The 17,838-nt window shown below is 40.2% G+C and carries 20 protein-coding genes; 7 read left to right on the forward strand and 13 right to left on the reverse strand.

The window, feature by feature from the left end; translation table 11 throughout:
* Nucleotides 1-30: 30 nt before the first annotated feature.
* The 5 genes from NSQ08_RS22235 to NSQ08_RS22255 form a co-directional block, all read right to left on the reverse strand.
* On the reverse strand, nucleotides 31-453 hold the full coding sequence (locus NSQ08_RS22235) for a DUF3888 domain-containing protein (protein WP_340778854.1): 423 nt from the start codon (nucleotides 451-453) through the stop codon (nucleotides 31-33).
* A gap of 99 nt (nucleotides 454-552) precedes the next feature.
* Nucleotides 553-786, reverse strand: a complete 234-nt coding sequence (gene moaD, locus NSQ08_RS22240) for a molybdopterin converting factor subunit 1 (protein WP_002015653.1) — start codon at nucleotides 784-786, stop codon at nucleotides 553-555.
* Nucleotides 787-788: 2 nt separating this feature from the next.
* Nucleotides 789-1,253 (reverse strand): molybdopterin synthase catalytic subunit MoaE, encoded by a 465-nt coding sequence (gene moaE, locus NSQ08_RS22245; RefSeq protein WP_002129479.1) that lies wholly within the window; start codon nucleotides 1,251-1,253, stop codon nucleotides 789-791.
* Nucleotides 1,250-1,771 (reverse strand): molybdopterin-guanine dinucleotide biosynthesis protein B, encoded by a 522-nt coding sequence (gene mobB / locus NSQ08_RS22250; protein WP_002143449.1) that lies wholly within the window; start codon nucleotides 1,769-1,771, stop codon nucleotides 1,250-1,252. The genes moaE and mobB overlap by 4 nt, the downstream gene beginning before the upstream one ends.
* Nucleotides 1,735-3,024: a molybdopterin molybdotransferase MoeA gene (locus NSQ08_RS22255; protein ID WP_340778857.1), complete on the reverse strand. Its 1,290-nt coding sequence runs from the start codon at nucleotides 3,022-3,024 to the stop codon at nucleotides 1,735-1,737. Before NSQ08_RS22255 ends, mobB begins: the two co-directional genes overlap by 37 nt.
* 83 nt (nucleotides 3,025-3,107) lie before the next feature.
* Between NSQ08_RS22255 and moaC the strand changes: the two genes are divergently transcribed.
* Nucleotides 3,108-3,593, forward strand: a complete 486-nt coding sequence (gene moaC, locus NSQ08_RS22260) for a cyclic pyranopterin monophosphate synthase MoaC (RefSeq protein ID WP_002129484.1) — start codon at nucleotides 3,108-3,110, stop codon at nucleotides 3,591-3,593.
* Nucleotides 3,594-3,635: 42 nt separating this feature from the next.
* Here moaC and NSQ08_RS22265 read toward each other — a convergent pair whose 3' ends face one another.
* From NSQ08_RS22265 to NSQ08_RS22290, 6 genes are all read right to left on the reverse strand, one after another.
* The gene (locus NSQ08_RS22265; protein WP_002067678.1) at nucleotides 3,636-4,649 is read right to left on the reverse strand and encodes a molybdopterin-synthase adenylyltransferase MoeB; all 1,014 of its coding nucleotides are present in this window, start codon (nucleotides 4,647-4,649) and stop codon (nucleotides 3,636-3,638) included.
* Between the two features lie 16 nt (nucleotides 4,650-4,665).
* The gene (gene moaA, locus NSQ08_RS22270; RefSeq protein WP_002138702.1) at nucleotides 4,666-5,679 is read right to left on the reverse strand and encodes a GTP 3',8-cyclase MoaA; all 1,014 of its coding nucleotides are present in this window, start codon (nucleotides 5,677-5,679) and stop codon (nucleotides 4,666-4,668) included.
* 197 nt (nucleotides 5,680-5,876) lie between these two features.
* On the reverse strand, nucleotides 5,877-8,690 hold the full coding sequence (locus NSQ08_RS22275; protein ID WP_340778863.1) for a BclA-related collagen-like exosporium protein: 2,814 nt from the start codon (nucleotides 8,688-8,690) through the stop codon (nucleotides 5,877-5,879).
* A 121-nt stretch (nucleotides 8,691-8,811) separates the two neighbouring features.
* Entirely contained in the window at nucleotides 8,812-9,135 is a 324-nt protein-coding gene (locus NSQ08_RS22280; protein WP_002143452.1) for a hypothetical protein, read from the reverse strand.
* A 20-nt stretch (nucleotides 9,136-9,155) separates the two neighbouring features.
* Nucleotides 9,156-9,380 carry a spore germination protein gene (locus tag NSQ08_RS22285; RefSeq protein WP_000512595.1) on the reverse strand — a complete coding sequence of 75 codons (225 nt, stop codon included), beginning with the start codon at nucleotides 9,378-9,380 and terminating at the stop codon, nucleotides 9,156-9,158.
* A gap of 76 nt (nucleotides 9,381-9,456) precedes the next feature.
* Entirely contained in the window at nucleotides 9,457-9,762 is a 306-nt protein-coding gene (locus NSQ08_RS22290) for a rhodanese-like domain-containing protein (protein WP_000141214.1), read from the reverse strand.
* Between the two features lie 199 nt (nucleotides 9,763-9,961).
* Here NSQ08_RS22290 and NSQ08_RS22295 point away from each other — a divergent pair, with 199 nt between their 5' ends.
* Nucleotides 9,962-10,144, forward strand: a complete 183-nt coding sequence (locus tag NSQ08_RS22295; RefSeq protein WP_002015640.1) for a hypothetical protein — start codon at nucleotides 9,962-9,964, stop codon at nucleotides 10,142-10,144.
* 48 nt (nucleotides 10,145-10,192) lie between these two features.
* Here the strand turns inward: NSQ08_RS22295 and NSQ08_RS22300 are convergent, their stop codons facing one another.
* On the reverse strand, nucleotides 10,193-11,317 hold the full coding sequence (locus tag NSQ08_RS22300) for an alpha/beta fold hydrolase (protein WP_340778868.1): 1,125 nt from the start codon (nucleotides 11,315-11,317) through the stop codon (nucleotides 10,193-10,195).
* 152 nt (nucleotides 11,318-11,469) lie between these two features.
* Between NSQ08_RS22300 and NSQ08_RS22305 the strand changes: the two genes are divergently transcribed.
* The 5 genes from NSQ08_RS22305 (at nucleotide 11,470) to NSQ08_RS22325 (ending at nucleotide 16,622) form a co-directional block, all read left to right on the forward strand.
* The gene (locus tag NSQ08_RS22305) at nucleotides 11,470-13,506 is read left to right on the forward strand and encodes a spore germination protein (protein WP_340778869.1); all 2,037 of its coding nucleotides are present in this window, start codon (nucleotides 11,470-11,472) and stop codon (nucleotides 13,504-13,506) included.
* A 16-nt stretch (nucleotides 13,507-13,522) separates the two neighbouring features.
* A complete protein-coding gene (locus NSQ08_RS22310) occupies nucleotides 13,523-14,617 on the forward strand; it encodes a spore germination protein (protein ID WP_002143458.1) in 1,095 nt (364 codons plus the stop codon).
* Nucleotides 14,593-15,672, forward strand: a complete 1,080-nt coding sequence (locus NSQ08_RS22315) for a Ger(x)C family spore germination protein (protein WP_340778872.1) — start codon at nucleotides 14,593-14,595, stop codon at nucleotides 15,670-15,672. The genes NSQ08_RS22310 and NSQ08_RS22315 overlap by 25 nt, the downstream gene beginning before the upstream one ends.
* A gap of 92 nt (nucleotides 15,673-15,764) precedes the next feature.
* On the forward strand, nucleotides 15,765-15,950 hold the full coding sequence (locus NSQ08_RS22320; RefSeq protein ID WP_002129504.1) for a hypothetical protein: 186 nt from the start codon (nucleotides 15,765-15,767) through the stop codon (nucleotides 15,948-15,950).
* 249 nt (nucleotides 15,951-16,199) lie between these two features.
* Entirely contained in the window at nucleotides 16,200-16,622 is a 423-nt protein-coding gene (locus NSQ08_RS22325; protein ID WP_002034433.1) for a haloacid dehalogenase, read from the forward strand.
* 44 nt (nucleotides 16,623-16,666) lie between these two features.
* Here the strand turns inward: NSQ08_RS22325 and NSQ08_RS22330 are convergent, their stop codons facing one another.
* On the reverse strand, nucleotides 16,667-17,782 hold the full coding sequence (locus NSQ08_RS22330) for a VrrB protein (RefSeq protein ID WP_340778876.1): 1,116 nt from the start codon (nucleotides 17,780-17,782) through the stop codon (nucleotides 16,667-16,669).
* Nucleotides 17,783-17,838: the final 56 nt, after the last annotated feature.

A 17,838-nucleotide genomic window follows, 5' to 3' on the forward strand; every position in this document is an offset into this window, starting at 1 on the left:
TCATTACCTTTCTCTACAAAATGTCATAGGTTATCGCTCTAAATCATTAGAGTGAGCTTTTATTTTTTCGTTTTTTCGTGCACAAATCTTTTCTACAATAGCACCAGAAACATTCTTTTCTCGCTCCACTTTCTTTATCTTTATGTGATCTAAATTGTCTTCCAAAGTAAGTGTAACTTTATCATTCGGCGGATTATGTGCCCCTTGAAATGTAAGAAATTGTATCGTAACTTCAAACCTAGGAACAAACTCATCTTTCTTGCCTAGACGCTTTATATTTGTAACTGAGTCACATTCATACTGATCTTCTGTCACTCGCCTTATAACCGAGTAATATCGATTCAGTAACGCACTTTCTAAAAGCTGTTCCGTCGATTCTTTTGCCAAAGAATTGCTTGGAGAAAAGAAAAAAACAGAACATATCATTGCAATCATTACACATATCTTTTTCATAACTTCCTCCTTTTCCTATAAGATAGTGTTCTCCAAAATGCCATAAAAAAACGACTTTCCCTATTTAGGAAAGTCGTTTTTCATAGCATAAATCCAATATTAACCACCACTCACTGGTGGTATTAGTGCAACTACATCACCAGTGTGTATCGTGTCATCTTCATTTGCGTACTCTTCATTAATCGCAACCATAATTGGCGCTGAAACTGGTACATTATATTCTTTCGCAACAATATCTTTTAACTCTGCAACAGTAATATCTTCTTTCTCTATTTGTAATTCACTCGTTCCTGCTTCTTCTTGCAAGTTCGCAAATAACAATACTCGAATCATATTTATAACTCCTTCCCAGGCTCTCCTGCTGGATATGGTGTTTTTTCTAATTGGTCACCAATCCATGAGTCACCATCTTCCCAAAACTCCTTTTTCCAAATTGGAACAATTTGCTTAATACGCTCCATAATATATTCATTCGCTTCATAAGCCTCTTTGCGATGAGGCGTTGATACAGCAACAACAACCGCTATATCAGAAATTTGCAGCGTGCCGATGCGATGCGTAATCGCAACATGTGTACCGGGCCACTTCTCCTTCACTTCTGACCCAATTTTCTGTAGCATCTTTTCTGCCATCGTCTTATAAGCTACATACTCTAAGTATAGTGTACGACGCCCTTTCGTAAACTCCCTAACTGTCCCGATAAATGTTGTAACAGCACCACATTCACGGCGAACTACTTTCTTTGTCACCTCTTCAATCGAGATTTCTGTATCAATTACTTCATAATACGTATTTATCATTTTGCACCCCTAGCCGTTTGTAAAAACCAGTCTATATACAATTTTTCTTCTGTTATATGAAATACTTTATATTCTTCTCGTACATTTGACGAAGCATCATACCACGTAATAACTGCCGCTATATTTTCTACTTTATGTAAAAGTTCAGCGTCTTCCGCAGAACGAAGTAACACTACTTTCGGATAGTTCTCAGCTTTATAGCCCTCTATTAAAATCGTATCTACTTCAAAAAATTCGTACAAGCGGATAATTTCTTGCAAGGACCATTCATCTCGCAAAGAGGACAAAGATAGTAATCCAGCACCTTCTACACTACTTACTACAGCACCAGCTTTTCGGTGTCTTTCACTATCTTTTTGCGCTACTTCAGGAAAGCCCCCGTGACCATGATGTTTAATTGTAGCAACCTTCATTTCTCTTTCAGCTAATGCATGTACCATCTTCTCTACAAGTGTTGTTTTCCCGCTATTTTGATACCCTACTATTTGTAAGATTGAAGAGGCTTTGCCCACGGCCAATCACTTCCCTCAGAGCATTCTAACAATAATACAGACACTTTCATTCCTGCTTCAAATCCTCTCGTTCCTCCAGGCAGCACGATAAAAGCATTTGCATCCGCAAGTGAAGAGACCGCACTCGATTTATCTAAACCGACTGGCATCGCTTGTAGTGCCCCATTAACAATACTCGCTTTCGCTCTTACAAAACGAGTATACGGATTTGGTTTCGGAAAATCTTTTTGTAAAATAGCATCAGTTCTATATACGTGAGACTCCTTCGCATGTAAATACGTTTTCATAATTGGATGTACAAATAATTCGAAACCTACATAACAAGCTGACGGATTACCTGATAAACCGAAAAGTAACTTTCCATCAACTTCAGCTACTGTCGTTACACTTCCAGGTCTCATCGCTATTTTATTAAAGAGTACATTCGCCTGTAACCTTGCATAAATAGCCGGTAAGTAGTCGTAATCTCCTACTGAAACACCGCCCGTTGTAATTAAAATATCAACCTCGCCCATCGCTGATTTAACGGCTGTAAAACATGCATCTAACTCATCAGCAAGTTGTCCATAGTAACGCACTTTTCCGCCAGCTTTCATAATTTGAGCGGCAATCATGTAAGAGTTACTATTTCTAATTTTTCCTGGCTCTAACGCCTCATGCACTTCTAGTAATTCGCTGCCCGTCGTTACAATACCGACAACAGGCTGTTTTACAACTTTCACAGTGCTATATCCAAACGTCGCTAATAATGCGGCAACACCTGGATTGATTACAACACCTTTCTTAACGAGGACTTGATTTTGTTTTATATCTTCTCCTTTAAATGACACATTGTCACCGTTTTGGAAAGGACGTTTTAACTTCATATATGTACTTTCGTTCCTCTCGAATCCTTCCGTCAGTTCTAGCATTACGACTGCATTGCAATCTTCTGGAATAGCTGCTCCTGTCATAATACGAACCGCCTGAAAAGCCCCTACTTCTTCTGCAAAAACAGATCCTGCTCCGATCTCTCCTATTACTTCAAATTCAATCGGCTGCTCTTGACTCGCTTCCTTCGTGTCTTCTGCTCGAATTGCGAAACCATCGTAAGGAGAACGATCAAAGTGAGGAACGTCGTGATCTGAGACAACATCCTCTCCAAGAATCCTACCATAACTTTCTGTAATAGAAACTTCTTCTACTTCACCATGCTTAGCATATTTCATAACCCGCTCTACAGCCTCAGCAACTTGAATCGGGATTCGTTTTTCTACCATTGTTTCTCACCTCATATTTGCAAAATATCTAATCTCGATTACACTTTATATATTAAATCGCAATTACTTCAAGGAGGAATTCCATGTCTTCATTCACACATTTCAACGACCAAGGGCGCGCTAAAATGGTTGATATAAGTGACAAAAAAATAACCGTTCGAACAGCAATAGCATGCTCTAGCATTCTCGTTACAAAAGAAATTTTCGATAAAATCTCACGCAACGAAATTGGTAAAGGTGACGTATTAGCCGTCGCACAAATCGCAGGTATTATGGCTGCAAAACGTACTTCTGATATTATCCCAATGTGCCATCCTTTATTATTAAAAGGTGTTGATGTCTCTTTCGATTGGAAACAGTCAGAAGAACAATATCGGCTACTTATTGAAGTAAAAGTTAAAACAGAAGGTAGTACCGGCGTTGAGATGGAAGCTTTAACAGCTGCTTCCGCTACCGCTCTTACTGTATATGACATGTGTAAAGCCGTTGATAAGGGTATGATTATTGGCGAAACGTACTTACTTGAAAAAACGGGCGGAAAAAATGGAGATTATATTAGAAATTCTTAATCCTACCTTTTCCATTTGAACCTAAAGGATTCCCCTTTAGGTTCAACCTATATATCTTGCATATAGTCGTTTCGCAACATTCATATCATTCGTACCATGAATAAACGCCCTGCCATCTGTAAATAAAACAAAACGATATTCTTCCACTGGAAATGATAATAAGTACGGCGTTGCTTTTACATCCACACTTTTTTGTAAGCGCTTTTTAATTTCTTCTAAATTAAAACCCTGACGCACACCTGGACGGATTTGAACTGTATTTCGCCCACATAATACTTCTGTTTTCGTTTGTGCTTCAAATGTTAAACTCGGATATGTACGTAACTTTCCACAGGATAAACATGTATCCTTTTTCTGCCTATTCACTTTAAATGCCATCTGTTGATTATTCCAAAGGTCAAATGATAGCATCGTTTCACGAAGTGCCTCAAAATCTTCTACTAATATTTTCAAGGCTTCCGTTATTTGATGTGCAACTACTAATTGCACTGCTGGCTGTATAATACCGGCCGTATCACATGTCGCTCCGCTCGCCGGATGTTCCATTAAACATCGAAAACACGGCGTTTTTCCTGGCAAGATTGTATAAGTTACTCCGTAACTTCCAACACATCCTCCGTATATCCACGGAACGTTATACATCTGCGATATATCATTAATAAGAAGGCGCGTTTCAAAATTATCTGTCGCATCTAATATTAAATCTACACCTTTAATTAATTCTTCCATTTCTTGCACCGTTACATCAGTCACAACCGGTACAATTTCTACTTCGGAATTAATTGCCTTTAAATGTTCTGCTGCCGCTATTGCTTTCGGTTTATAATGCTTCGCATCTTCTTCTGTATATAATTGTTGCCTTTGTAAATTACTCCATTCTACATAATCACGATCCGCAATTGTAATTTTTCCAACACCTGCTCTAACAATTGCTTCTGCATTCGCTGCTCCGAGCGCACCAGCACCGATGACGAGCACGTGCTTCCCTCTTATTTTCCGTTGCCCTTCTTCCCCAACACCAGAAAATAACATTTGTCTTGAATATCGCTCTTGCATACGACATCCCCCTTTCTTATCCTCCTATATAAGACATTTCAATTTTCGGACGATTTTTCGCACTTTCTTCTGTCCGTTCATCTGAATATCGATCTTTTCTATTCTCCCATACATATTGTATAGCTTTTAATAACTCATTATCCGAAAGGTTTTCCCTGAGAAGTTTCCTTAAATCCATTCCTTCTGTCGCAAACAAACAAGTATAAAACTTTCCATCTGCCGAAATTCTTGCTCTCGTACAAGAAGAACAAAATGACTCAGAAACGGAGGTAATAAAACCAACCTCTACATTCGTTCCAACGTATCGATACCGCTTCGCAACCTCACCAAAATAATGAGCTTCAGCTGGCTCAATTGGATACACCCCATGAATCATATCAATTAATTCTCGTTTCGTAATAACTTGATCAAAATTCCATCCATTCGTACTGCCAACATCCATAAACTCAATAAATCTAAGCGTGATTCCTTGTTCTTTAAAATACGTAGCAACCGGAAGTACTTGATGATCATTCATTCCTTTTTTCACAACCATATTTACTTTCACTTCAAGGCCTGCTTCTTTCGCTGCCATAATTCCTTTTAACACTGGCTTCGTATTCATATTCCGGCCATTAATTGCGCGGAACACATTATCATCTATCGCATCCAAACTAACATTTACTCGGTGTAACCCAGCTTCTTTTAACGCCTTCGCTTGCTTCGTTAAATGAATCGCATTTGTCGTTAATCCTATATCTACTAAACCGTCAATTTTCACGAGACGTTCGATAAGTTTTGTTAAGTCCTTACGGAGCAAGGGTTCGCCACCAGTAAGTCTAATTTTCCGTACACCGATGCTAACAAATACTTTTGCTAATCGCTCTATTTCATCAAATGTCAGTAAAAACTCATCTTTCAAAAAAGCATAATCAGGACCAAACACTTCCGCTGGCATACAATACGTACACCGTAAATTACAACGATCAATGACAGAGATGCGTAAATCTTGAAGTGGGCGTCCGAAAAAATCTTTAACCTTCTCCTGCATCGCCACTCTCCCTTTCTGCCAAATTTATACCTCTCTTCATTCTATTATAATATATTTTTGAACCGCGATGTTTTTGCTCAAGTGAATAAAGTGAAACTTTAATCAGTGGGGGTTTTGTCCATCCTCACTGATTATTAGCCCACAAATAGAGGGATAAAAAACCTTGAAACATAAAAGTTCCAAGGTTTTTTTGCTTATTAACTTAATCTAATAATAGTTAGAGTAGCTCCTGGCGTTGTCGTAGATAATGTAGCCACTGCAAGTAATCCAAATAACTGTAAACTAATAGCAGAGCCCGCAGCTAAATTACTAATAATTGTCGCATTAAATGAACCTGTAGCCACTGCCGGTGAATTTATTGTTCCTGCTAGCGGACTTCCATTTACAGTTATACGCGAACTTACAAGTAAAGCTGCCGTTATATTAATTGTGTAGGCTATATAATAATTACCTGCATTTGTAACGGTAAACACAGTATTTCCACCACTAACTGTTATTCCCGGTCCAATATTTTGATTGTTCGGTAATGGTATATTCGTACCGCCTAACAACACGGAAATAGCACTTCCTGAAGTATTATTTGCAAAGGAATACGTTGCAGTTGTACTAACTCCAGTCACCCCGGTCGCTCCTGTTGCTCCTGTTGCTCCTGTTGCTCCTGTTGCTCCCGTTGGACCTTGGATTCCTTGTGAACCTGTTGGACCCGTGCCTCCGGTTGGACCTTGTGAACCTGTTGCCCCCGTTGGACCTTGAATTCCTTGTGAACCTGTCGCTCCTGTTGCTCCCGTTGGACCTTGGATTCCTTGTGAACCTGTCGCTCCTGTTGCTCCCGTGTCCCCGGTTGGGCCTTGTGGACCTTGTAAACCTTGCACACCTTGCGGACCTGTTGGACCTATTTCTCCTTGCACACCTTGTATTCCGGTTGGGCCTTGTGGACCAGTCGGACCTTGCACTCCTTGTATCCCTTGAATTCCCTGTGGGCCTTGTGCTCCGGTTGCACCTGTTGCCCCTTGTATCCCTTGTGGGCCTTGACCTCCTTGGATTCCTTGAGGACCTGTTGGACCTTGGATTCCTTGCGGGCCTTGAATTCCTTGCGGCCCTTGATCTCCCGTTGCTCCCGTTATACCTTGGATCCCTTGTGGACCTTGAACACCTTGCGGACCGGTTGGGCCTATGTCTCCTTGTACTCCTTGTATTCCTTGTGGACCCTGCAGCCCCGTTGCTCCTGTTGCACCCGTATCTCCAGTTGCTCCGGTCACACCCGTCGACCCTGTTGCTCCCGTATCGCCTACTCCTCCCGTTACACCTGTCGCTCCTGTCGGACCAGGTGGTCCACCGGATGGACCTGTCAATCCCGTCGGACCTGATGGACCTGTTGGGCCAGTCGGTCCAGCTGGGCCTCCTGATGGACCCGTTACACCTGATGGACCCGTTACTCCAGTTGCCCCTGTAGTCCCTTCCCCTGTCGCCCCTGTTGTACCCGTATCTCCAGTTACTCCTGTCGGCCCTTGGATTCCTTGAATTCCTTGTGGGCCTTGCACTCCTTGCGCACCCGTCGGTCCTTGAATTCCTTGGATACCTTGAACTCCCTGTGGACCCATTGGACCTGTTGGACCTATATCACCTTGAGTACCTTGCACTCCTTGCGGGCCCTCTGGACCTGTTGCTCCTATATTCCCTTGAACACCTTGAACTCCAGTTGCTCCTTGTGCTCCGGTTGCTCCTGTTATACCTTGAATCCCTTGTATTCCCTGAATTCCTTGTGGACCTTCTGGACCTGTTACTCCTATTGGTCCTTGAATTCCTTGTATTCCTTGTGGGCCCTCTGGACCTGTTGCTCCAGCTGGCCCTGGCACTCCTTGTATTCCTTGCGGACCCTGAAGTCCTTCTGGGCCTTCTGGGCCTGTTGGTCCTATATCACCCATTGGCCCTTGAATTCCTTGGACTCCTTGTGAACCTGTGTCTCCGGTTGGACCAGGTACCCCTTGTATTCCTTGTGGGCCTTGATCTCCTGTTGCTCCTGTTATACCTTGAGGTCCTATGGCCCCTTGTATACCTTGCGGACCTTGATCTCCGGTTGCCCCCGTTATCCCTTGAATTCCCTGAACCCCTTGGATTCCTTGTTCACCAGTTACTCCTGTCGGACCAGGAATACCTTGAATACCTTGCGGACCTTCTGGACCCGTTGGTCCAATTGGCCCTTGAACCCCTTGGATTCCTTGCAGGCCCTGTGCTCCTGTTTCTCCTGTACTTCCAGTCGAACCTGTATTTCCAGTCACTCCCGCACTTCCAGTTACTCCAGTATTTCCAGTCGCTCCCGTCGCACCTGTACTTCCACTCGGTCCACCTCCTGGCCCTGTCGCACCAGTTGCTCCAGTCGGACCTGGAGGTCCTCCAGATGGGCCGGTTATCCCTGTTGGACCTGTTATTCCAGTCGGACCACTAATCCCCTGACCAGTCACTCCTGTTGCTCCCGTATTTCCACTCGGTCCTTGTGGGCCTTGTATCCCTTGAGCTCCTTGTATTCCTTGTGAACCTGTTGCACCCGGTACCCCTTGCACTCCTTGAATTCCTTGAGGTCCCTCTGGCCCGGTAGCTCCAATCGGCCCCTGTAATCCCTGTATCCCCTGTATACCTTGTGCCCCAGTCGCTCCGGTCGGACCAATCGGACCTTGTAACCCTTGCACTCCTTGAGGTCCTGTCGCTCCAGTTTCTCCCTGTGGTCCCCTTAATCCTTGTGGTCCCTGCTGTCCTTCTGGTCCTGTTGCACCCATTTGTCCAGCTGGTCCTTGAATCCCTTGCACTCCTTGAGGTCCTGTCGGGCCCATCTCCCCCATCGGACCTTGAAATCCCCTTGGTCCTTGTGGGCCGGTCGGGCCTTGTGGACCGGTTGGACCAGTAATCCCAATGCCAGTAAATCCCGTTGGAACGGGAGGAAAGGTAGGTCCAATAAGATTCGGTGAAATTCTGAAATTAGAGTTTAATGAATTTTGTCTATCGCGCTCTTTCACACTTTCACCACCTACACACCATCTTTTTTACTTTAAACAAACCTCTTCTTCTTAATATGTATTTACAAAAACAATCTCAAAGACTATTTTTATTTTAAATAATAAAAACTCCCTTAATTCCTTAAGGGAGTCCCGCAATTGAATCCATATTATCTGTATTCGGGACAGCTTGCGCTATACCCGATGCATTTACACTTTGCCCCATATTTGTTCCTGTTAAAGTACCAGCAGGGGTACCTCGTGTATAGGTTGTCGTCACCGAATCTCCCGGTTGTAAACACAGCTTCGTCTCCGTCCCTATTACTGTAACAACATCAATCCAAGTGCAACCCGTTGAACCACTATACGATTTCGTAGCAGTAAATGAAGTATCACTCAAATTGTCACCTGTAAATATATTCCCAGTATTATTAACGATAATAAATTCTTTAATACGTGCAGGCATACTTACACTCTACCTTTCCTTTATGCACCTAATGTACGTGTACTCGTCGCTAATGGCGGAAGAAACACTGATGTTCTAATCACAGCTTCTGGCTGTCGTTTCCCATTTAAAAACACAGCCGCACTCGATCCTCCAGCACCAGCATATATTTTTGCCACAGCTAAAGGTGAGATATCATAACAGTCGCCGACATTAACAGCTCCTGTATTATTAATAATTTTTACTTTACGCATGTTAATTCCCATTTCCCCTCCCCCTTTTGTATACTGTATGCAAAAGAAAAAAACTTGAAACAGACTCGTTTCAAGTTTTTGCAGCTACTTATTTAGTTTCGCCTTCATATTGAAGCATACCGCCAACCATATTCACTGTTTTAAATCCTTGCTCATTTAAATAATGGCATACATTTTCACTACGCATTCCCGAACGGCAAATAAAGATATATTCATTCTCTTTCTCAAAGAAATCCACTTTATTTGGAATATCGCCCATTTTAATATGTACAGCTTCTGGAATTTTCCCTGCCGCTACTTCTTCATCTTCCCTTACATCTACTAAAAATAATGTTTCTCCATTTTCTAAACGCTCTTGCACTTCTTCTGTAGTAATTGTTTTTACTTCTGTCATATGTAGTTCCTCCTTATATACAATAAAACCTTCAGTTTCTTCTTTAAACAATCATTTCTCATCAATTTTAGCACGCGAAGGAAGGAACGCAAAGAATGGAACATTTATTTCTCAATTTTCCAGCAAAACTTATTCTTTACAAACATAACTGACGCATTGTATCCTCAATATACTTGTTTGATGAAAGGAGCCAGTTAAAATGACACTTTTTCTTTTCATTATGGGCATCATTTTCTTAGTTTTTGCAGTTATTGCTCTTAGTATGAAAAATAATAAAAAGATAAAATCCCCTCAAGAAATGTCATTCTTATTTCTATTACTTAGTATAGCTTTCTTCGGTTTATCAGTCGCTTCATATATTTTCCGTCTGCAAATCATGTAAAAAAAGGTGCCTACTATAAATCATGCACCTTTCCACATTAATTATTTCCTACACAAAACTAGATACTTTCCGATTTAAAAACTCGTAAACTTTCTTTTCAAACAAATGAACATCTAATGCCCCAGCCATATGCCCATTTATACTTTCTATCTCATATACTTCTGCGTACTTCCCTTGCTTTTGCAAAATGTCTACCATTTTATAATTATAACGAGGTGGCTGAAGTAAATCTTGTTTGCACGGAATCATGAGTACATTCGCTTCTATATTAGAAAGAGCCTCTTCTAAAGAAGAAAATCCATGCGCAATATCATGTAATAAGACTGCTTTCGCAGTGTACATCCACGAATTTGCATCTACTAAATCTATACTTTTGCATGTCACTTTATTAATCTCTTTCTCAAATGATGTTAATGCAGAAAATTCCTGATAAGGTGCCATTTCTATACTGTTCCGCGGGAATGCCGTTTCATAAAAATGTTCATCAAACGCATTCATAAACATCATTCGATTTGCTAAATGAAGACCCTTCGTTGGCTGCTCTTCTCCATACTTTCCACCTTTCCAGTTTGGATCAAGCTGAATTGCTTCAATCGCATTTTGCGCTACATTTCCAGACGTTATAATTGGATTTTGTGGATTCGTAATAACTCCAATCACTCGCTCTACCATATGAGGATAGTGAACAGCCCATTGCTGCGCAATCATCCCACCTGCCGACGGTCCCATTACAGCATGTAGCCTAGCAATCCCCATATCTTTTATTAACTCATATTGCATACGTGCTACATCTAAAAATGTGAAAACTGGAAAATCCATCGCATACTCAAAACCAGTCATCGGATTTATCGATTTTGGTCCCGTTGTAATTACGTAGGGATTCTTCACCTGTACATTACAAAGGTTATCAGTGCATATAACGAAATATTTATTTGTATCAATTGCTTTTCCAGGTCCAATTAATCCATCCCACCAACCAGCTTCCTCATCATGCTCTGTATATTTTCCTGCCGCATGACTTGTTGCACTAAAATAGTGACAAACCAAAATCGCATTTGATCTTTCTCTATTTAAAGTGCCATACGTCTCATACCCCATTTGAACAGGAATTCCCCTACCATTTTCAAACACAAATTCTTTTAAAACAAACTTCTCCTTTTTTACAATTTGCACAGACTCGCCTTCTTCCCGTCATATTATGAACTGCTTACTAAAGGATTTTTTCTATACAAACCAATCTCCTCCTTCTTTTCATAAATAAATGAATAATATACAAAATTAGCCACAAAATAGCACTATATTACAAGATCAAAGAGGGCATACATATGATTTGGAATTGGTTACGTAAGAAAAAAAACTCAAATACAGCAGATAGAAAAGAGACAGATGATACGAAGCAACAGTCTAACGATCAAAAGGGCAATAACCAAAAGCAAACTAGAAGCATGGAACATAACCAAGATAAGAATAGCCAGCAAAAAAATGTAGAACAAACTGAAGGTTCTTCTCAAAACAAACAGCAGCAATCTACACAAGAGGATTCTTCTCAAAGCAAACAACAACAGTCTACACAAGAGGATTCTTCTCAAGACAAACAGCAGCAATCTACACAAGAGGATTCTTCTCAAAACAAGCAGCAACAGTCTACACAAGAGGATTCTTCTCAAGACAAACAGCAGCAATCTACACAAGAAGATTCTTCTCAAGACAAACAGCAACCAGCTGCACAAAAGAATCCTTCTCAAGACAAACAGCAACCGGCTGCACAAAAGAATCCTTCTCAAGACAAACAGCAACCGGCTGCACAAAAGAATCCTTCTCAAGACAAACAGCAACCGGCTGCACAAAAGAATCCTTCTCAAAGCGCTGGAAGTAACAGCATTTATGACTTTAGCAAACCAGAAAAGGACCATATTCACTCTCTACAAGACTTAATAGCAAAACTAAAGCAGTCTAGTGATTTTGTTAATTATCATACATCTGATGATGAAACGATGCCTTATTGGATTTCTTACTATCGTCCATCACTTGATGGGGAAAAACTACAAAAGTATTTAATGCCTACTCTTTTGGAACGATCTTGCTCTTCACTCGAAGAGCTAAAAGAACATATTCCAATGAGTGGTATAACGATTACGAACGACTTACAAAAAATTGAGGACATGGTTTTAAAGGGACATGCGATTATTCAATTGCACCAGCAAGATCAAAAATGTATGCTTGCAAACATTGCAATTGATACTTACCGGGCACCAAGCCCTCCATTAAATGAATCAACAGTTATCGGTCCGCAAGAAGGTTTTGTAGAAGCTATTGATACAAATATTAATTTAGTCCGTAAACGCCTTCCAGTATTAGAACTGCAGACAAAAGAAATAATAATTGGCTCCTTTTCGAAAACAAAGGTTGTAATAATGTATTTAGACAACCTTGCAGAAAAAGATAATGTGGATTTTCTCGAAGAATCATTGCAAGCTCTTGAATACGATCAAATTAATGATAGTGCTTATCTTCAAGAATTAATGGGAGAAAAGTCAATTTTTCCATTATATATAAATACAGAACGAACTGATAGAGTGACAAAGGCACTTATTGATGGAAAAATTGCAATTTTTGTTGACGGTTCACCAAACGTTCTACTAACTCCTGTCTCATATTTCGATTTCTTTATTTCACCAGAAGACTATAACGTCTCTTGGCTGTACGCTACATTTTCAAGGATTTTACGACTTATCGCGGTTCTTTTCTCAATTTGTGCAGCCCCATTATATGTTGCCGTTTTAAATTATCATTACGAACTCATTCCAAGCGATTTGCTTGAAACATTGATTTTATCAAGAGCACAAGTACCATTCCCACCTTTAATCGAAGCACTCTTTTTGGAATTAGTTATTGATTTATTAAGAGAAGCTGGGGCTAGGTTACCGATGAAAGTAGGACAAACACTCGGCATTGTAGGTGGTATCGTAATTGGACAAGCATCCGTTCAAGCTGGGTTAACGAGTAACATTTTATTAATTATCGTTGCCTTATCAGCGTTAGCTTCCTTTATTACACCCATTTATAAAATGGGTAACGCCGTTCGTTTACTACGTTTCCCATTTCTCGCCTTTGCAGAAATAGGTGGTCTATTTGGTATCTCTCTTGGATTTATCTTTTTATTTACCCATCTTTTTAGACTAACTTCTTTACGTAAACCGTACGCACTTTTTTATCCAACACGCCAACAATCAGCAAAGGACTCTTGGATTCGCTTTCCATTAACGATGATTGATACAAGGGATGTACAAGCTAGACCACAGCATGTTAAGAAATCAGCAAACGGAATTTCAACAAAACATACATCTGATTTTGATGATTAAGAAATGAGGTGCATCGATGAGTAAAATTAAAGCAGAACACCAAATATCACCCGTCTTCGTTTTCTTTTTAATTCACGGTGCACAATTCGGTGCCGGCGTTCTTGGGTTTGCCCGTATTATTGCTAAGGCTGCTGGATATGACGGTTGGATAGGAGTTTTCATCACAGGAATCATCATTCATATTCTCCTATGGATGATGTATTTCTTGTTAAAAGAAACAAACGGAAATTTAATTGATTTACAAAGACAAACATTTGGAAAATGGCTAGGAAACGGTATTAACCTCATTTTTATGGCGTATTTTTTAACTGTTAGTATTTCCGTTATTCGAACATATGTAGAAATTATTCAAGTATGGATGTTTCCTTCTGCTTCGATTTGGATGCTAACAACTTTTCTATGCTTAGTCGGTTATTATATTATCTCATCTGGTTTTCGTGTTATTACTGGTATCTGTGTCATTTCTATCGGCGGGACACTCGGATATCTTTTCATTAGCCTTTTTATCCTAAAATACACTCACTGGTCTAATTTACTCCCTGTATTTTCACATTCGCTTTCAGACATTTTAAAAGCAGCTCAATTATCAATCTATACTATGAGCGGATTTGAAATTTTTCTTATGATTTATCCATTTGTAAAAGAGTCTAAGAAATCTCATAAATTTGCACAATACGGTGTGCTATTCTCTAATCTTTTATATTTATTTAGTACCCTCTTAGCTTTTACATTCTTTAGCGAAAAACAATTATCCAAAACAATTTGGGCCCAGCTCTCTATGACTCAAGTTATCCAACTTCCTTTCATAGAAAGGCTAGAGTACATTGCAATCTCAGCTTACGCTCTCGTTATTGTTACAAGCTTCATTCTTCCTTTATGGGCTGCGACAAGAGGAACACACGAAATATTTCGTGTAAAACAAAGAGGTGTTTTAATTACTTTTTTGCTCATTACCCTCATTGTTTCACAACTTTTAACAAACAGACATGATATTAATGACTTTATTAGTAATGCATCAAGGGTTAGTTTTTGGCTTATTTACATATACATCCCAATTCTATTTATTATTGTGTGGGTGAAAAGAAAATGGAAAAAATCAAAAGAAAATTAATGCTTCTTTCTTGTATCAGCGTCCTTAGTCTAACTGGTTGCTTACAAAAAAATATTATCGATGATGTCAACCTAATTCAAGGGACTGTTTTTGATACAGCAAAAGATAATAAAGTAAAAGTCACATTCGTTTGTCCTATACAGAAAAAAGGTAATAAAGTTCAAGTCTTTGAAGGAGTAGGAAACGCAGTAAAACAAGTAAAAGCGGATACTTCTTTAGAATCCTCTCAACCGTTTGCAAGTGGACAAATGCGTTTTGCTTTATTTACTACAAGAATTGCTAAAAAAGGATTGTCAACTTCCTTTGACACATTAATTCGTGATGTGAACATCGGGAACTCAATGTATGTCGGTCTATTAGAAGGAACTGGAATGGACTTACTAAAAGGTAAATATACAACATCATCTAACGTTGCCATTTATATAAAGAAAATGTTAGACCATAATATGCAAACAGGCCCTTTACCTACTGACAATCTACATTTAGGAGCTTATCGATATTATCGTGAAGGCCAAGATTCCTATTTACCAATTCTCAAAAAAGATAAAGATAAAATAAAAATTACTGGCATCGGCCTTTTAAAAGGAGATAAATATATTGGTAAAATTAGTTATCACGATATGTTCGCCTTTAAAGGTTTATTGGAAAAACATCGCTTAGATTCACATGAATTTAAAGCAAACTCAGGATACACAATCATTAATAATATTCGATCCGTCCCAACTTACCAAGTAAGTATTAAAGATGGTAAACCATCATTTTTCATACACGTCAAACTAGAAGCACGTATTCAAGAACTATCTAAACAGTTCAACTTAGAAAATAAAAAGAACACAAAAAAAATAGAAAAATCAGTTGAAAAACAATTAGGTGCAACGGCTAACAAATTAATTAAACAGTTTAAATCTTTAAATGTGGATCCACTCGGTCTCGGCGCAAGGTATAAAGAACATTACCGTCCATTCAAATTAGAAGAGTGGCGAAGAATGTATAGAGATGTTCCTATTAAGGTGAAATACACTGTCAATATTACAAATTCTGGTGTAATTGAATAAGTTAATGATTGAACTCCCCTCTCTGGCATGGTACAACGGAGAGGGGAGTTTTTATTTTTAAATAGAGAAAAGGGATATTTACGGGGGAGCTTATGTCTAAAAAATTAGTAAAACCTATTTTAAATGGTATTTTATTTCTCGGCGTCTTTTTATTTGCTCATACATACTTAAAAAATGTTTCTTTCACACGTTATTTACTTGTAGTTATACCAATGCTACTCATCGGAATGTTTGGCATCGATCTTATTTTATCCGTTTTAATTAAGAAAGAAGAATAACGAGCGAACATCTTATTTCTCATAAGATGTTCTTTTTATTTAATAACTACCTTATGTTACAATAAAGTGAAACTTTAATCAGTGGGGATTTTGTCCATTACCCACTGATTATTAGCCTTCACCAATCGGGCTTTTACGGGCAGTTATCTCCCACCTCACTTCCTCGCATTTGCGACTTTTGAGGTGGGAGTCTTACTGCCCGTTAATGCGGGATAAAATTCGGCATAACGTAAGAAAGGATGAAACAACATGACAAACGAAAAAGGTTTAGATAAAGGATACGAACTTGTTGCAAAAATGCATGAAGAATTCGGACATCCTGTGACAAGTACTCCAACAAAACTAACAGAAGAGCGTGCAAAAATTCGTGCTAGCTTTATGCAAGAAGAGCTAGAAGAATTTCTAGAAGCAACAACTGTTGAAGATCAATATGATGCACTTATTGACCTTATTTACTTTGCATTCGGAACGTTTGCAGAAATGGGCGTACGTCCAGATAAAGGATTCGAAATTGTAAACAATGCTAACATGGCAAAACTATTCCCTGATGGAAAGCCTCGATTCCGCGAGGGCGACGGCAAAATTATGAAACCAGAAGGATGGCAAGCACCGGAACCACAACTTCGTGCGGAAATCGAACGCCAACGTCAAGAGGCAGAAAAAAACTGCTAGGATCTCCTAGCAGTTTTTTATTATGTCTTTTTTCCTTTGGTCTATTAATGACCCACGTGTCCCGCGTGTCCTGCTGCTCCTGCAGTACCAGCTGCTCCTCCTGCTGCCGTCCCTGCTCCAATTCCACCTGCCCAAGGCTGTTGTTGCTGCTGATACTGTTGGTATTGTTGTTGACCCTGATGTTGTTGTTGACCTTGATGATGCTGTTGGCCTTGATGATGATGTTGACCTTGATGATGCTGTTGGCCTTGATGATGCTGTTGGCCTTGATGATGGTGTTGGCCTTGGTGATGGTGTTGACCTTGGTGATGATGTTGACCTTGGTGATGGTGTTGACCTTGGTGATGATGTTGACCTTGGTGATGGTGTTGGCCTTGGTGATGATGTTGACCTTGATGAGTTTGATAAAGGACAGCCTGCGGGTGAATTTGATGATGACCTTGGTGATGTACTTGTTGCTGATGGTGGCCGTGGTGTTGATGATGACCATGGTGTTGATGCTGGCCTTGGTGACCATGATGATGAGTTTGATAAAGGACAGCCTGCGGATGAATTTGATGATGACCATGATGATGTACTTGTTGTTGATGATGTCCATGATGCTGATGATGGCCGTGTTGTTGATGATGACCGTGATGGCCGTGATGACCGTGATGCTCATGATGTACATGCTGACCGTGATGACCGTGATGCTCATGATGACCATGAACACCTTGAGGGAAGCCGCCGATTCCACCAGCTACAACACCAACGCCAGGTACAGGAAATCCTGTTTGTACGCCTCCAACGAAAGATGGGAATGTAGTTGGCATACCTACAGGAACTCCACCCTGTGCTCCCCCTACAAATGTTGGAAAGCCTGTTTGTGCTCCGGCTACCGACGTTGGAAATCCTCCCATTCCCCCCGGAAAGCCTGTTTGTGCTCCAGTTACTGATGTTGGAAACCCTCCCATTCCCCCTGGAAAGCCTGTTTGTGCTCCAGCTACTGATGTTGAAAATCCTCCCATTCCCCCTGGAAAGCCTCCTCCTGCTCCTCCCATCCACATTGGGATTTCTCCATATCCTTGCTGTCCAGCGCCCCCCATTAACATCATCTGTGCATAACCGTCTTCCTCACCTACCATAAAGCCATGCGGTGCATTATTATCCATTCCTTTCATTACTTTCACCTCTTCTTCTCATTTAGCCTACCTTTTTTATCATATTTTCTATAGAA

This window comes from Bacillus sp. FSL E2-8887, assembly GCF_038007205.1.
Lineage (GTDB): Bacteria > Bacillota > Bacilli > Bacillales > Bacillaceae_G > Bacillus_A > Bacillus_A mycoides.

What these genes read in the sequence shown, in the direction of transcription:
- NSQ08_RS22305 (WP_340778869.1), top strand. Translation starts at nt 11,470, where the DNA reads ATGATTTGGAATTGGTTACGTAAGAAAAAAAACTCAAATACAGCAGAT.
- NSQ08_RS22295 (WP_002015640.1), top strand. Translation starts at nt 9,962, where the DNA reads ATGACACTTTTTCTTTTCATTATGGGCATCATTTTCTTAGTTTTTGCA.
- NSQ08_RS22310 (WP_002143458.1), top strand. Translation starts at nt 13,523, where the DNA reads ATGAGTAAAATTAAAGCAGAACACCAAATATCACCCGTCTTCGTTTTC.
- NSQ08_RS22330 (WP_340778876.1), bottom strand. Translation starts at nt 17,782, where the DNA reads ATGAAAGGAATGGATAATAATGCACCGCATGGCTTTATGGTAGGTGAG.
- NSQ08_RS22325 (WP_002034433.1), top strand. Translation starts at nt 16,200, where the DNA reads ATGACAAACGAAAAAGGTTTAGATAAAGGATACGAACTTGTTGCAAAA.
- NSQ08_RS22315 (WP_340778872.1), top strand. Translation starts at nt 14,593, where the DNA reads ATGGAAAAAATCAAAAGAAAATTAATGCTTCTTTCTTGTATCAGCGTC.
- moaC (WP_002129484.1), top strand. Translation starts at nt 3,108, where the DNA reads ATGTCTTCATTCACACATTTCAACGACCAAGGGCGCGCTAAAATGGTT.
- moaD (WP_002015653.1), bottom strand. Translation starts at nt 786, where the DNA reads ATGATTCGAGTATTGTTATTTGCGAACTTGCAAGAAGAAGCAGGAACG.
- NSQ08_RS22280 (WP_002143452.1), bottom strand. Translation starts at nt 9,135, where the DNA reads ATGCCTGCACGTATTAAAGAATTTATTATCGTTAATAATACTGGGAAT.
- NSQ08_RS22255 (WP_340778857.1), bottom strand. Translation starts at nt 3,024, where the DNA reads ATGGTAGAAAAACGAATCCCGATTCAAGTTGCTGAGGCTGTAGAGCGG.
- NSQ08_RS22285 (WP_000512595.1), bottom strand. Translation starts at nt 9,380, where the DNA reads ATGGGAATTAACATGCGTAAAGTAAAAATTATTAATAATACAGGAGCT.
- moaA (WP_002138702.1), bottom strand. Translation starts at nt 5,679, where the DNA reads ATGCAGGAGAAGGTTAAAGATTTTTTCGGACGCCCACTTCAAGATTTA.
- NSQ08_RS22235 (WP_340778854.1), bottom strand. Translation starts at nt 453, where the DNA reads ATGAAAAAGATATGTGTAATGATTGCAATGATATGTTCTGTTTTTTTC.
- moaE (WP_002129479.1), bottom strand. Translation starts at nt 1,253, where the DNA reads ATGATAAATACGTATTATGAAGTAATTGATACAGAAATCTCGATTGAA.
- NSQ08_RS22290 (WP_000141214.1), bottom strand. Translation starts at nt 9,762, where the DNA reads ATGACAGAAGTAAAAACAATTACTACAGAAGAAGTGCAAGAGCGTTTA.
- NSQ08_RS22265 (WP_002067678.1), bottom strand. Translation starts at nt 4,649, where the DNA reads ATGCAAGAGCGATATTCAAGACAAATGTTATTTTCTGGTGTTGGGGAA.
- NSQ08_RS22320 (WP_002129504.1), top strand. Translation starts at nt 15,765, where the DNA reads ATGTCTAAAAAATTAGTAAAACCTATTTTAAATGGTATTTTATTTCTC.